Annotated in this window: 9 protein-coding genes; 5 read left to right on the forward strand and 4 right to left on the reverse strand. The window is 44.7% G+C overall.

Annotation, left to right across the window (positions count from 1 at the left end):
- Nucleotides 1-52 precede the first annotated feature (52 nt).
- The gene (locus C943_RS18340; protein WP_008630857.1) at nucleotides 53-2,011 is read left to right on the forward strand and encodes a tetratricopeptide repeat-containing sensor histidine kinase; all 1,959 of its coding nucleotides are present in this window, start codon (nucleotides 53-55) and stop codon (nucleotides 2,009-2,011) included.
- Here C943_RS18340 and C943_RS18345 read toward each other — a convergent pair.
- The 4 genes from C943_RS18345 to C943_RS18360 form a co-directional block, all read right to left on the reverse strand.
- Nucleotides 1,974-2,849 carry a type 2 periplasmic-binding domain-containing protein gene (locus C943_RS18345; protein WP_008630860.1) on the reverse strand — a complete coding sequence of 292 codons (876 nt, stop codon included), beginning with the start codon at nucleotides 2,847-2,849 and terminating at the stop codon, nucleotides 1,974-1,976. The genes C943_RS18340 and C943_RS18345 overlap by 38 nt on opposite strands.
- Nucleotides 2,850-2,921: 72 nt before the next feature.
- The gene (locus C943_RS18350; RefSeq protein WP_008630862.1) at nucleotides 2,922-4,259 is read right to left on the reverse strand and encodes an MFS transporter; all 1,338 of its coding nucleotides are present in this window, start codon (nucleotides 4,257-4,259) and stop codon (nucleotides 2,922-2,924) included.
- A 37-nt stretch (nucleotides 4,260-4,296) separates the two neighbouring features.
- Nucleotides 4,297-6,723 (reverse strand): glycoside hydrolase family 31 protein, encoded by a 2,427-nt coding sequence (locus tag C943_RS18355; RefSeq protein ID WP_008630864.1) that lies wholly within the window; start codon nucleotides 6,721-6,723, stop codon nucleotides 4,297-4,299.
- 277 nt (nucleotides 6,724-7,000) lie between these two features.
- Entirely contained in the window at nucleotides 7,001-8,035 is a 1,035-nt protein-coding gene (locus C943_RS18360) for a LacI family DNA-binding transcriptional regulator (RefSeq protein WP_008630869.1), read from the reverse strand.
- 349 nt (nucleotides 8,036-8,384) lie between these two features.
- On the opposite strand from C943_RS18360, the gene C943_RS18365 reads away from it, so the two are divergent.
- From C943_RS18365 to C943_RS18380, 4 genes are all read left to right on the forward strand, one after another.
- A complete protein-coding gene (locus C943_RS18365) occupies nucleotides 8,385-9,434 on the forward strand; it encodes a SusE domain-containing protein (RefSeq protein ID WP_040481277.1) in 1,050 nt (349 codons plus the stop codon).
- Nucleotides 9,435-9,529: 95 nt separating this feature from the next.
- On the forward strand, nucleotides 9,530-12,319 hold the full coding sequence (locus tag C943_RS18370; RefSeq protein ID WP_008630873.1) for a DUF4961 domain-containing protein: 2,790 nt from the start codon (nucleotides 9,530-9,532) through the stop codon (nucleotides 12,317-12,319).
- 21 nt (nucleotides 12,320-12,340) lie between these two features.
- Nucleotides 12,341-13,402, forward strand: a complete 1,062-nt coding sequence (gene fbaA, locus C943_RS18375; RefSeq protein WP_008630875.1) for a class II fructose-bisphosphate aldolase — start codon at nucleotides 12,341-12,343, stop codon at nucleotides 13,400-13,402.
- Nucleotides 13,403-13,468: 66 nt separating this feature from the next.
- Nucleotides 13,469-15,022 (forward strand): alpha-amylase family glycosyl hydrolase, encoded by a 1,554-nt coding sequence (locus C943_RS18380; RefSeq protein ID WP_040481312.1) that lies wholly within the window; start codon nucleotides 13,469-13,471, stop codon nucleotides 15,020-15,022.
- The last annotated feature ends 249 nt before the right edge of the window (nucleotides 15,023-15,271 follow it).

Consider the following 15,271-nt stretch of genomic DNA (forward strand, 5'->3'; position numbering starts at 1 on the left):
TTTTTTCAACACCTTGTAGGGCTTAAATCATCCCTATAATCATCTCGCAAATATGCTCAGGCTTTTTTTGATGTTGGCGGTATTTGGCATTACCGCTATGCTGCACACAAAGGCTTCAGAATTGGATAGCCTCAAAAAGGTTTTCCAAGGCCTGCCATCTGAGCAGAAAAGGTTGGAATTTTTAAATCAAGCAGCATTCAATCTCCGGGAAAAAAATCCTAAGCAATCCTTGGAGTGGTCACTTCAAGCTGAGCAGTTGGCCGTTCATTTGGAGGATAGTGTACAATTGGTCGCATCAAAAGGCAACTTAGGATGGGTTTATTACAGATTGGGTATTTGGGACAAATCATTTAGGTACTCAAAAGATGCCTACCTTATCGGTACCAAGATCGGAGATCGGAAGGAGGTGGGTATGGCGCTCAACAACCTTGGATCCCTTTATTACCAAAGGAGAAACTATTCCGAAGCCATCCAAAAATTCAAGGAAGCATTGAAGGTAGGGTATGAGGTCAAAGATGATTACTTGATCATCAGGAGTATGAACAACATAGCGCTCAATCTTTCCAAGGTGGGTGAATTGGACTCGGCCTATTGGTATGCTAAACAAGCCCTCAAGCGAAATGAGGCAGTCGGTGCCGTTTATTTCAACAGCTTTACCCATCGCGTTATCGGGGATATCCTGCTTTCAAAAGGCGAATTGCTTCAAGCCATAAGGACTTTTGAAAGAGCTTTGGAAGTGTCGTCTAATCACAAACTCGCCTCGTTTGAAGCTTCGATTTTTCACCGTTTGGGCAAAGCCTATATTCTTTCGGGTGATAAGACAAAAGCTAAGGAGTATCTGGAGAAAGGCTTGAAAGTTTCGCAAGAGGGTGGTTTCAAAGATGAATTGTTACATACATACCAGGAGCTCGCGAATTTGTACCACGCACTTGGCAATGTGGAAAAGGCCTACGAATACCACCGGGATTTCATTGAGTTGAATAGGATTCAGGATGAAGCAAATGACAAGGAAAGAATTGCGGTGCTTCAGGCCATGTTTGAGGTTGAGAAATCGGACGCGGAGATCAATTACCTCAAGATGGAGAATAACCTTAAAGAGCTTGAAATCCGAAACTTCAAACGATTGGTTGCCATTATCGCCATTTCAGTCGTTATGGCCTTGTTTCTATTGATCCGGCTATTGGTACTCAATAAGCGGCTGAAGCAAGCGCACCGGGATTTGGAGAGAAAGAAGGACGTATCTGAAATTCAGCGGAAAGAATTGGAGGAGAAATCCATGGAGCTTGCGGAGTCCAACCGCATGAAAAACAGGATTTTCTCTATCTTGGGTCACGACCTCAAAATGCCTGTGGCCCAATTGAAAGGTGTATTGGAGCTTCTTCACAACCAAGAATTGTCTAAGGAGGAGTTTGAGGGTATCTCCCATATCCTAAAAAGAAATGTTGATGGGCTTTTTGAAACGATTGACAACATCCTTATCTGGTCAAGGTCCCAAATGGAGGGATTTCGTGTGCAGCCCTCGAGGGTGAAGATGATTCGTGTCGTCCGGCCTTGTTTGGAATTATTGCAGTATCAGGCTAGTTCAAAGGACATCATCGTATATCTATATGTCGATCCGGATGAGGAAGTTTTCGCAGATCCGGACTTATTGCAGATCATCATCAGAAACCTCATCAGCAATGCGATCAAATTTTCCAATAAGGGTTCCCGAATCGACGTGATGACCAAAGTCGAAGGCGATATCCTCAAGCTGATTGTCCAGGATTTTGGGACGGGAATGAGCGAAGTCAAACTCGATACGATTCTCAACCAACAAGTTTTACTTTTGGAATCAAGTGCCGGCACTGAAAAGGAAAAAGGTACCGGGCTAGGTCTGAGCCTTTGTAAGGAGTTTTTATCGAAGATGCAGGGATCCCTTGAGATCGAAAGTAAAAAGGGAGAGGGAACAAAGGTAACCGTCGTATTGCCAAGGCTTACGAATCAACCAGTGCTGCCAGTGAAGGCGCAATAAACTTTTCAGCATTTATTTTTTGATCGATCAGCCCGAGTTCCAGCAAAATCTTTTGGGTGATTTCGATGTCGGGTTTCCGGATATGGTTGTCTTTGGCCCACTCCGTATGCTGTAGCCATGTTTTAATATCGTCCATTTGAATGCCGTAGACTGCCGAAATTTGCTGTGCCAAGGTTTTCTCCCTTCTTAAATCGATGGACTTTTGGTAAACCAAATCCCGAAGTTCGCCTATGACTTTTCCGAATTTCTTGATGGAGTTTTCGTGCGCTACTATCGCAAAACAAGGCCAGGGTGTCGGGATTTCCCCGATTCTTTTGAACAACCCACGGTCAACAAGGGGTTTGGTCGTGAATTTTTCCCAAAGGAACAGTTTAGCCTTGCCATCTTTCATACTTTCTATGGCTCCATTCAGGTCACCGATAATTTCAAATTTCAGCCTATCGATATCCCAACCTTCTCTTTTTGCCAAAATAAACGCCATCAAATGGGAACCGGAGCCCATTCGCGAAACCAGAAATGGGGCTTCAGCAAATGCGGCGATCTCAGACCTTTCTGAGCTGCCTGGAGCATGAATACCCCAAATCAGCGGCGAACGGACATGCATACCGACCATCAGCCCTGGGTTGCCTTCGATTTTATCCTTGATATAGCTCTCGGTGAGCACGATTGCGATATCGGTTTTCTCTTCCCTGAGAGCCTTGTTCATGGCTCCGGAGCCCTTCGGCTCGTTTTGCCAGACAAGTTCGATTCCGCGGTTCAAAAAAGGCTGAGTCGCTACTACATTCACCCAAGGAAAATTGAAATGCTCAGGGACGCCAGTGATAATCAATTTTTCCATATTCGATTTAATTCAAACAAAAATACCGCTATTTTATCGATAGCGGTATTTGTGACAGGAACCATTTTACGATCAGCCATCATGTGTAGCTGACCGGTCGGTGATCAGCAAGTTTGCCAAACCCGCAATAATCAGTGAGGTGCCAGCCAGGACCATTGTGTAAATGACTTCCTCTCCAAACAGCAGTTTGTAGCTAAAGTTAATTCCCCCCAATGCTGCCACGATCTGCGGGATGACGATAAACATATTGAAAATCCCCATGTAAACGCCCATCTGCTTGGGATTTACAGCACTCGAAAGCATGGCATAAGGCATTGACAAAATGCTCGCCCAAGCGACACCGACCAATGCGAAACACAAATGCAACATCCAGGGTGTCTGCACGAAGTAGATGGAAATAAACCCAACCCCACCTGCGATCAGACTCAGCATATGGACCATTTTTCTGTTGATTTTTACCTTGCTGGTGACAAAGGCCAAAATGAGGGCAAAAAACATGGATACCAATCCGTAGGTGCCGAGATAATTACCAACGCTATCGGCAGCATCATTGTACACTTGGGAAGTAGTATCGGTGGCTTTGAATACGTGTTCGGTAATGGCAGGCGTGGCAAAACTCCACATTGTGAAGAAAGCAAACCAAGAAAAAAACTGGACAATGCCCAGCTGTTTCATGACCGGGGGCATGCCGGCGATATTTTTGAAGATCTCTTGAAGCCCATTGATGAAGCCTTTACTTTCCTCATTTTCCCGCTTAAAAGCGTCCAAATCCTCGGGAGGATATTCGTCTGTAGTCAAGATGGTGTAAAGGATCGAGCCGAAAAGCACCACTGCGCCTACGGCAAATGCAAATTTGACTGAATCTGGAACCACGCCGGCCTCTGCTGTATTGGGGATGCCTATTTGGGTCATGAACCAAGGGAGGTTGCTTGCAACCCAAGTTCCAATGCCAATGATCAAGGTTTGTACAACAAATCCATAGGACCGCTGGCTATCGGGAAGCTTATCGGCAACGAGTGCCCTGAAAGGTTCCATCGAAATATTGATCGACGCATCCAAAATCCATAAGGCCCCGGCCGCCATCCACAGCGCGGAGGAATATGGGGCAAAAAACAGCGCAATTGTACTCATCACCGCGCCAATCAAGAAGAATGGCCTTCTTCGGCCAAATCTGGAATGCCAAGTACGGTCGCTGAGGTAGCCGACAATTGGCTGTACCAACAATCCTGTCAGGGGTGCAGCGATCCACAATAGCGGAATAGCATCTTTATCTGCTCCGAGGGTTTGAAAAATCCGGGACATGAATCCTCCCTGCAGGGCAAATCCGAACTGGATGCCCAGAAATCCAAAGCTCATGTTCCAGATTTGCCAGAAGCTGAGCGTGGGTTTTTTACTTTCTTTTGCGTGCATTATTTTGGGTCGGGGAAATAAGCTTAAATTGTCTTTGTCAGTTGAATCTGACCGTAAACTCGTCCGCTGAATGGTCAATGATTACCGTCGGAACATCCTTCATTTCGAAATAGGGGTGACTGTGATCAGGAAGTGGATCAAACTCTGTCAGTTTTTCCAAGAAAGCAAAAGACTCCAGTTGAATGGGAAGCATGTGTCCTTTCCAATGGATTTCCTCGACGCTCGCGCCGTGGAAGTAAAGTTTGATCTTTGAAAATGTGCTTTTGAATTTTCCTTCAGATGCTGAAAAGCGGATTGTTTTGTGGGTAGGATCCACGCCAATACTGCGGCGAAGGTATTCGCCGTTTTTGTAGCCGAATCCAATACCGTCATCTTCGTAATGCTGGTAAGAGAATGCCCTTTCGCCCATGAAAAGATGAAGACGAAGCACTCCATCATGGCGCACAGAAGTATGGGGGATCATTGATTGCATGGCCAGGATTGAACCAGCACGGACATACACCGGCAGGTAACTAATTGGACAATCCTGATAGACGACCTGATTTCCCTCGTGTAACCTACCGTCAAACAGGTAATACCAATCTCCATCAGGAAGAAACACCTTGGTGATTTCCTTGGTACTTTCTACCGGCGCGACCAGCAGGTTTTCGCAAAACAAATATTGGTTTTGAAAGGCTGAATCATACACCAAAGAATCATGGGGATGATCGATTGCAAGGCTTTTTGCCAGTGGCAATCCAGTTTGGGTACTTTGATAGAAGTTTGAATAAATAGTGGGTAAAAGTTTGTATCTCAGATTCATATAATTTCTGGATATCTCCTCTACCTCTTCTCCGAATGCCCAAGGTTCGGCATCATTGCTGTTGATCATGGAGTGCGCCCTAAACAAAGGTGCAAACGCGGCAATGCTCATCCACCTTGCAAACAATGATTTACTTGCCTCGCCTGCAAAACCTCCCACATCATATCCCGAAAATGAAACACCGCTCAAACCTAAGCTATTGACCAATCTGATACCTGCCATCATGTGCTCTTCACTTGCGACATTGTCACCGGTCCAAGCGGCTGCATACCTTTGGATACCTGAGAATCCGGAGCGGGTAAGGATGAAAGGACGTTCTTCGGGCCTTTGTTGGATGCTTCCCAATTGCGCACTTTTTGCCATTTGGAAACCATATATATTTCTCGCTTTTCGATGTGAAACGTGTTCGCCTTCGTAGTCGAATTCGATCAGGTTTGGCGTGAATTGGCCCCAAGAAGCAGGTTCATTCATATCTGTCCAATAGCCGTCGACACCGGCCTCTTCATAAAACTCCATCTTGTCTGCCCACCATTGCCTTGTTTCGGATTTGGTGAAGTCCGGAAATGCACACCAACCGGGCCAGACTTGGGCTTCATACACCTCTCCGTCGGGGTATTTCACGAATAAATCCTGCTCTAAGCCTTCATCGTATGGAGCATAGCCTTTTTGGGTCTTGATTCCCGGGTCCATGATGACGACCACCCTGAATCCTTTTTGCTTCAAGGCTTTGATCATGGATTTTGGATCCGGAAACTTCTCTCCGTCAAATGTGAATACCTTGTATTTTTCCATGTGGTGGATGTCAAGGTAGATCACATCAGCTGGCATTTTTTTGTCCCGGAAGGTGTTTGCTAATGTAAGTACCTCAGAATCGGGATAATAAGAATACCTGCACTGTTGGTAGCCGAGTGACCACAATGGTGGCATTTCCATTTTTCCCGTTAACTCTGTGTAGGCGCTGATGATTTTCCCCACATGGTCATCATGGAAGAAATAATAGTCCAGATCGCCGTCATCCGCCGAATAGTAGACAAAGCGGTTGGTAGAAGCCCCAAAATTGAAGATGGTCTTGTGGGTGTTGTCCAGAAATATTCCGTAGGCCAGTTTGTTGTGGATACCCAAATAGAAAGGAATACTCATATAAAGTGGATCGTCACCGACCCCGTAGGCAAAATAGTCGGTGTTCCAGTTTGTATAGGCTTTTCCAAATCGGTTGAGGTTGCCGGTTTTTTCACCAAGACCGATGAATTTTTCATCTTTTTGAACCTTCTTATAGTTACTCACCTCGGTGCCAAGCCATGAGACCGCAAAAGCTGGATCATCCTCATTAATGATTTGGCCAAGCGGAGTTTGGAAAGAAAGATGAAAAGGGTCAAGATTGACGTTTAAGTGAATTTTGGAGGTTTTGATCCAAATGTTCCCGTCAATCTTCAAGATTTCCACGGCAACGTCCTTCGGGTTTTTCACCACAGAATAGGGGTTGGGCAAGAAGGTCTCATCCCGACCGATCTGTACCCTGATTGTATGTTCGTCGTAGACCGTGATTTCAAAATTGGCTGAGGATGTCCTGCCTAAGATTCCGTTTGCTTTTTCTTCCCAAAAAATGACATTCCCAATGGGAAGGTTTCGCTTGTTTGACTTCTGGATTTCTGTTGTTGCCATGCTGGTGCCGCAATAATTTTTTTAACCCTTTTTGAATGCTTGTTTGGGCTAATTTAGGAACTATCACGAAAGGATAAAATGTGCGCTGTGACCTCTTTAGTTCGGAGAAATGCCTTCCGTATGGGTGTCAAGGCCATTTATTTCCAAAAAATCAATATTCAATCGTTTGCACAGAAAATTGAAAAAAAATGAAAAAATCAACGCTGATTCGAAGAATTGACGGCATAAACCCAAAATATTGATAAACACCGCCGTATTCTCTTTGGGTCGGCCTCAGTCAAGGCACTCTCAGTGATGATTTCCTGATGACCAATTCAGTGTCCAGCATGACATCTTGCGGTCTTTGGTATCCCGGCTCCTTGCCTGCAATCATATCCAATAGCAAATGCGTTGCATTTTCACCGATGCTGAATCCCGGTTGGGATACTGTGGAAAGGGGAGGGTCAATCATCGAGGAAAATTGCCAATTGGAATAGCCGACTACCCCCACATCTTCCGGGATTTTCAATCCCAGTTTTTTGATGGCAATCATTGCGCCCGCTGCGACGATATCATGATGGGCAAAAATAGCGTCGGGCCTGTCGGTTTTATCTTTAAACAGTTCCATGGCGATTTGATAGCTTTCTGACTCTGATCCACTTGGACATTCCACTATCCAATCGGGACGGCCGCTGAGCCCTGCGTCTTCCAAAGCTTTCAGATAGCCTTCCTTTCTTCTTTTGCTGATCGCGAGGTTGCTCGGACCCGCCAAATGTGCAATTTTCACATAACCCTGGCTGACCAGATGCCTCGTGGCGTCGTAGGCGCCCTGGTAGTCGTTGACAGTTACATTGACGGTGTTTTCCAAATCTGGCTTCCTGTCAAAGAAAACGATTGGAAAATCTAGGTCCATCAATTTCTTGAAATGAGAGAAATCCGTCGTTTCTCGTGAATAACTCACAAGAACTCCGTCAATCTGATTTGAAAGCATGGTTTCGATGGAGCTCTTTTCCCTGCTCAATTTCTCATTTGTTTGGACGAGGATCACGTTATAGCCATTGGCATGGGCGACCTCTTCCACGCCGCTGATCACAGTCGAAAAGAAAAAATGAACAACCTCCGGAATAATCACGCCTATCGTAAAGGACTTGCTTTTTCGCAAACTGAGCGCAACCGCATTTGGGCGATAGTTGAGCCTGTCGGCCAGTTCTTTCACCTTTCTTTTCGTTTCATCGCTGATACCGGGGTAGTCCTTCAACGCCCGCGAAACGGTCGAAGTCGAAACATTCAGTTCTTTAGCAATGTCTTTGATGGTCGCCTGGCCAAGTTTCATAAAAATTATATTTTTCGAAGATTTTGCTACGCACTTAAATTAACCAGTCAAATAAACAGATGTTTTTTCAGATAATTTGATGGCCTGTATTATTCATGCAGTTTTTATTGAAGAATTGTGAAATTTAGTAAAATGTGCAAACGATTGCGGTACCGTTTGCACAAAAAAAAACAAATTTTTAAGATGATTTAGGTTTGCATTAAGGTTTTAGATTGCTTAATATTTGGTTGTAAAAGTTGGAGAACCTTTCTGTCGATTATTTTGGAGAATGAATCCAATACAAACTCAGGTTCATTAATTGCATTAATCCAATAACAATTGAAACAATAAATACCAAACACAATTACCTATGAGAGTTTTATCTAAAATTTCCTGGGTAGCATTTATGCTCCCGCTACTGATCTGGTCGTGTGCTCCAATGGACCAGCCGACGATTATCCCGCAGACCGGATCAACTTTGGTGTCACCTGCAGCTGGTTCCAGCCTAGTATTGTTGGAGGCGTCAAAAGGAGACTCAATCAGCTTTCAAGTTACGCCACCTGATTTTGGTGTACCAGGTGCTGTTGAGATTACCTACAAACTGGAGATGGCGAAAGCCGGAACGAATTTCGCCAAAGTCGTTGCACTTGGCACTTCAAAAAGCCCGATCATCAAAGTTAAAACCGAAGATTTAAATGGCAAGTTGTTGGCCGAAGGTTTGGAAGCTGGAAAATCCGCAGCAGTTGAATTTCGCGTCACTACCTCCATCAACAGGTCATTGAGTGACTTGGTAGGTGCGGCTTCAAACCTGAATGTCACCCCTTACCTCGCCACAGTCGTGTTGCCTTCGCTGAGGGTGCCTGGAGATTATCAAGGTTGGAATCCTGGAAACAACAGCACCATCATCTATTCTGCGAACTCAGATAACATTTATGAAGGCTTCGTACACATTCTTTCCGGCTCCGGTGAATTCAAATTTATCACCGGTCCTGAATGGGATAAATATCCAGATTATGGCACAGACGCCGCTCCCGGAAAATTGATCCAAAAGGGCGGCAACATCAAGATTCCTGGTGATTTTGGGACACACAGGGTGAAGGCGAACTTGTCTGCTTTGACCTATGAACTGGTTAGAATCGGGGTATGGGGAATCATCGGTGATGCCGTAAATGGATGGGATACTGAAGTCCCAATGAATTTCAACAGGGATCAGAATATCCTGACGATCGACTATGCCCTCAAAGTCGGTAAAATGAAATTCAGAACAAATACTTGGGACCATAATTATGGGCTAGGTTCAGCTCCTGGCGAAGCTAGTGCAGGTGGTCCAGATATTCCGATCGCAGAGGCTGGAAATTACACGATCACATTGGATTTCAAGACTCCGGGAAAGGTACTTTATTCGATTACAAAGAAGTAAGTTAGATTTCCTATCAAACGATTCTCAATAAAAACCGGTGGTGCCAAGAATTCCTGACGCCACCGGTTTTGTTCATTCAAGTAAAAATTATAGTTATGCGAATCCTATTCAAACGCCTGATTTTTTCAACGCTATTTCTTTTTGTCGCTCAATTTTCTTTTTCGCAAGTCACTACAGAACCTGCATTTCCCCGAGCAGACCAAAAAGTCAAGATCATTTATGACGCCACCAAAGGAACCACGGGTCTGAGAGATGTCGATCCAGTTTACATACATATTGGTGCGGTAACAGCCGGACCTACATCCACGACTTGGTCAATAGTGCCTTTCGCATGGGGCACCGCCAATCCTGATGCCAGGATGACAAAGGTAGCTCCCAATTTATGGGAGTTTGAACTTACGCCAAATACACTTTTTAACCCTCCTACAGGTACTACAATCTACCGACTCGGGATGGTTTTTCGGAATGCTACAGGTTCCCTGGAGGGCAAGACCGACACAAACGGTGATTTTTTTGTTGACTTGAGCCAAGGTTTTCAAATCATTATCACCAATCCAACTGGCCCCACTTTGCTTGAAGTCGGAGAAAATGTACCGATCAGGGGTGTAGTTTCTGAACCTTCGGACATCACACTCACTGCCAATGGGACCGAGGTTTTGTCTTCCCTCGGTGCAACCTCTTTTGAGTACTTTTTCCTAGCAGGGGTGGAGGGAGTTTACGAAATGGAAGCTACTGCCAAAAAGGGGGCAGAATCTTCGTCATCGAAAGTAACGATCACTGTCGTTGGTCCTAGCCCACAAGCACCGATTCCTGCCGGAGCGAAGAAGGGTATTAATTACATTTCCGATACGGAGGCAATTCTTGTACTTGAAGCCCCTGGCAAGAAAAATGCATTTGTGATAGGCGATTTCAACAATTGGGAGATCAACAAGGATTACCAAATGTTCCACACGCCGGATAAGAATATGTTTTGGTACCGGCTAACCGGGCTCACCCCTGGACAGGAATACATTTTCCAATATTTGGTAGATGGAGATATCAGGATAGGGGACCCATATGCGGACAAGGTTTCTGATCCTTTCCATGACGATGAGATCATTGCCCAAGGGCGATATCCTGGATTGAAGCCTTATCCAAAAGGGAAAACTGATTTCCAGGCTACTTTCTTGCAAACAGCCCAGCAGCCTTACCAATGGAAATACCTTGATTATGAAAGGCCTGAGATTGAGGAGTTGGTCGTATATGAGCTTTTGGTAAGGGATTTTGATGATCGCCGGACATTCAAAGCGGTCACAGAACGTCTCGATTATTTGAAGAGTGTTGGAATCAACGCCATCGAATTGATGCCGATAAAGGAATTTGAAGGTAATCTCTCTTGGGGATACAATCCGTCCTTCTTTTTTGCGGTCGACAAATTCTATGGCACCAAGAATGACCTCAAGGAACTGATTGACGAAGCTCACAAGCGCGGAATCGTGATTATCTTGGATATGGTCCTCAACCATGCCTTTGGACAAAGCCCGTTTGTACGTTTGTACAATGACGGCGACTATGGTGCTCCCACCTTGGACAATCCTTGGCTCAACCGCACCGCAAAGCACCCTTTCAACGTCGGTTATGATTTTAACCACGAGAGTGAATTTACCCAAGCATTTGTCGATTCCGTCAATAATTATTGGTTGACCGAATACAAAGTGGATGGCTTTAGATTTGATTTGAGCAAAGGCTTTACCCAAGTAAATTCCGGTGATAATGTCGGGCTATGGGGGCAGCGTGACGCATCCCGCATAACAATTTGGAAAAGGATATATGACAACATCCAGAAAAATCATCCTGGAGCCTATGTGATTTTGGAGCATTTTGCTGAAAACTCCGAGGAAAGGGAGCTTTCTAACCATGGCATGATGTTTTGGGGCAACATGAATTTTGATTTCCGCGACATGGCAAAAGGTAATTCGCGGAATTTTGATTGGGGTTACTACCAGACTAGAGGTTGGGCCAACAACACACTCGTCAGCTATATGGAAAGCCATGATGAAGAGCGGACCATGTGGGAAACACTCACCCATGGTCAAACTTCGCCTGTCAATTTAAGACAGTTGAACAATGGCGTTAATCGTAACCAGTTGCTTGCCGCATTTGCATTTTCAATTCCTGGACCGAAGATGATGTGGCAGTTTGAGGAGTTTGGCTACGATGTGGAGTTGAACAACGATAGGCTGGGCATCAAACCGACCAAATGGGAATACCTCAACAATCCAGAAAGGCAACGCTTATTGAGGTTGTACAAGGCAATGACCACATTGAAAAACGATTACAACTTCCTGAATAAGCCGCAAAATGCCACATTGGATCTTGCCCAGCAACTCAAAAGTATCAAGATTACTGACGGGGATACCTACTACGTGGTGTATGGAAATTTCGGATTGACTGATTTGGTCAACGTCAACCTGACTTTTCCAGCTCCTGGAACTTGGTATAACTATATCACAGGCGAAACGGTTAGCCTGACTGGCAGTTCTCTCCAACTGCAACGTTTCCGGCCCAACCAGTTTTTGATCATGACAAACAAAAAGTTTCCGACACCAGAGGGGCCCATATTGGAAGATCCGATACTTTCCCTAGGTCCCGAATCAGTGGACTTGTCGGATTTCAATATCTACCCTGTCCCAGCGGAAGATCATATCCGAATCGTAGTACCAGAGGCGTTTACTAACTTTAGGTATCGGATAGTGGATGTTTCCGGAGCATTGTTACAAGAAGGCCTGCAGAGCAATACAGACAATATTTTGACCTTGGACATTGCCAATTATACCAAGGGTCTTTATATCTTTGAAATCAGCGACAGTCGCCACGTCATCAGAAGGCGGTTTTTAAAGAAATAATCAACCTGTTAAACAATCAAGATGAAATTTAAGCCAGGAGTCAAGTACGGAGAGGAGTTGAAGGATCTTTTGCATTATGCAAAAGAAAGCGAGTTTGCGATGCCCGCGGTCAACGTGATCAACACAAGCACCGTCAATGCAGTTTTGGAAACTGCCAAGAAAGTAAACTCTCCAGTTATAGTTCAATTTTCAAATGGCGGGGCCCAGTTTTTTGCAGGAAAGGGCCTTGGTAATGCGAATCAAATTGGCGCAATTCAAGGTTCAATATCAGGCGCTTTGCATGTTCACAGAATGGCCGAAGCCTATGGCGTTCCTGTAATCCTTCATACTGACCACTGTGCCAAGAAATTGCTTCCTTGGATCGACGGACTTTTGGAGGAAGGTAAAGCTTACTATCAGGCATTTAAGAAGCCTTTGTATAGTTCTCACATGTTGGATCTTTCTGAAGAGCCTCTAGCAGAAAACATCGAGATTTCCGTGAAATACTTCCAGGAATTCAAGAAACTGGAGATGGGTATTGAGATTGAACTTGGTATCACCGGCGGTGAAGAGGATGGCGTTGACAATTCAGATGTGGATAGCGCAAAGCTTTACACCCAACCATCTGAAGTTGCCTACGCCTATGAACACCTCAAGCAGGTTGGTGAATTGTTTACCGTGGCAGCATCATTTGGTAACGTGCACGGTGTCTACAAACCGGGTAACGTATCGCTTAAGCCTATCATTTTGAAGAACTCCCAAGATTATATCAATCAGAAGTACGGAACCTCCGGTAAGCCTTTGTTTTTTGTATTCCACGGTGGTTCTGGATCAACTAGGGAGGAAATCAGAGAGGCTAACAGTTATGGTTCCATCAAAATGAACATTGATACTGACCAGCAGTGGGCATTCTGGGAAGGTGTGAAGAATTACTACAAAGCGAATGAGGCTTATCTTCAAGGTCAATTGGGCAATCCAGAGGGCCCAGATAGCCCCAACAAGAAATACTATGACCCTCGGGTATGGCTGCGAAAGGGTGAAGAAACCTTCATCAAGAGGCTTGAGTTGGCTTTTGACATGCTCAATGCCATCAACAGAAACTAATTCAACTTTATCAATTCAATGGAAAAAGTCACGGAGAGTGACTTTTTCCTTTTAAAGACATTCAGTATGGTTAATCGTTCAATACAATTAATTCTCTCAATATTGCTAATCTCTTTGATTTCCTGTGGTGGTTCAAAAGAAAAAAAGGTTGAAAATCACTGGCCTCACGCAGGTATTACCTATGAAATTTTTGTGCAGTCTTTTTATGACTCCAACGGCGATGGAATTGGAGATTTCAATGGCGTTACCAAGAAATTGGACCATGTCAAGGAATTGGGTGCAAATGCCATTTGGTTTATGCCGGTCATGGAATCCCCTAGCTACCATAAATACGATGTCACCAATTACAAAAGCGTCCATCCTGATTATGGCACAATGGATGATTTCAAATCACTGATTGCAGAAGCCCACAAAAACGACATCAAGATTGTCATCGACCTGATTATCAACCATACCAGCAACCTGCATCCTTGGTTTTTGGAGTCCCAGAAGAGCCGTGACAACCCCTATCGGGATTATTATGTATGGGCACAAAAGGACACCATCGCTGATTTTATCAACAAAAAGACGATAACCCTAGACAGTGACAACATCCGCCAATGGCATGACCCAGGCTTCGGGGAAGACTATTATTATGGTTTTTTCTATGGTGGCATGCCTGACTTGAACTTTGACAATCCCAAAGTGAGGGATGAAATCTACGAGATAGGAAGATTTTGGCTTGAAGAAGTAGGAGTGGACGGATTCAGGCTGGATGCAGCCAAGCATATTTTTCCTGATGACCGGCCTTTGGACAACCATGCGTTCTGGAAGGAATTCAGGGACAAAATGACCGCGATCAAGCCTGATATCTATTTGGTAGGCGAGGTTTATGACAAGAAAGAAATCGTAGCCCCCTATCTTCCTGGACTTCCGGCCTTGTTCAATTTTGATTTTCACTATACACTGATCGAGTCATTCAAAAAAGAAGAGGGAATGCTCTTGGCAAGGAAGCAAAAGGAAGTGTTGGATTTCTACAAAGAGATCACCCCTGATTTCATTGATGCGACTATCTCCTCTAATCATGATCAACCGAGATTGCTTAATTCCTTGGATGAAAATCCAAAGAAAATGAAGCTGGCCACCAACATCCTGATGACAATGCCTGGCGCTCCCTACCTGTATTACGGTGAGGAAATTGGGATGCTTGGCAAAAAACCTGATGAGAACATTCGCGAACCTTTCCTTTGGGATATGAAAGCCAACGACAAGGGACGGGCGACTTGGATAGAACCCAAGTATTCAATTGACGAAACAGTGACGCCATTGGCGATCCAGAAGTCGATGAGTACGAGCTATTTCAATCACTACAAGGAAATTATCAAACTTAGAAACACCAATCGTGCCTTGGCTTTGGGTGATTTGGATTTGTATGAGGGTGATTTGCCAAGCCCTGTGATGGCATTTTTCAGGCGGCATGCAGATCAGGAAGTGGTTGTATTTCACAATTTGAGCGATCAAACCATCGTATTGGATGCGCCTGAGGAAGCTGGCAGTTTGCTTTACAGCTATGGAAATGCAAAGTGGGAGGGAGGGAATGTGACACTTCCAGCCTATTCGAGCCTTGTGCTTGAGTATTGAATTATTGATTAATCAGATACAGGGCTCATTTCCCACTGTTCAAAAACGCGGGAAATGGGCCTTCCATTTATTCAAGAATGTGAGTAATCATCCTTTTTAAGGGGCTACATTGGCTTGGTAAATTAGGTTGGGTTGCCGAATTATTCCAGACCGATTTTTTTCGATCTTCCCGATGACTCGTTTTTTTGATTTCAAATTTGATGCTGCCAGAAGATTAGATTAGCTCGAAGTCCGAAGTCTTTTCGTTGG

The sequence above is a fragment of the Mariniradius saccharolyticus AK6 genome, assembly GCF_000330725.2.
In the GTDB taxonomy this organism is placed as follows: domain Bacteria; phylum Bacteroidota; class Bacteroidia; order Cytophagales; family Cyclobacteriaceae; genus Mariniradius; species Mariniradius saccharolyticus.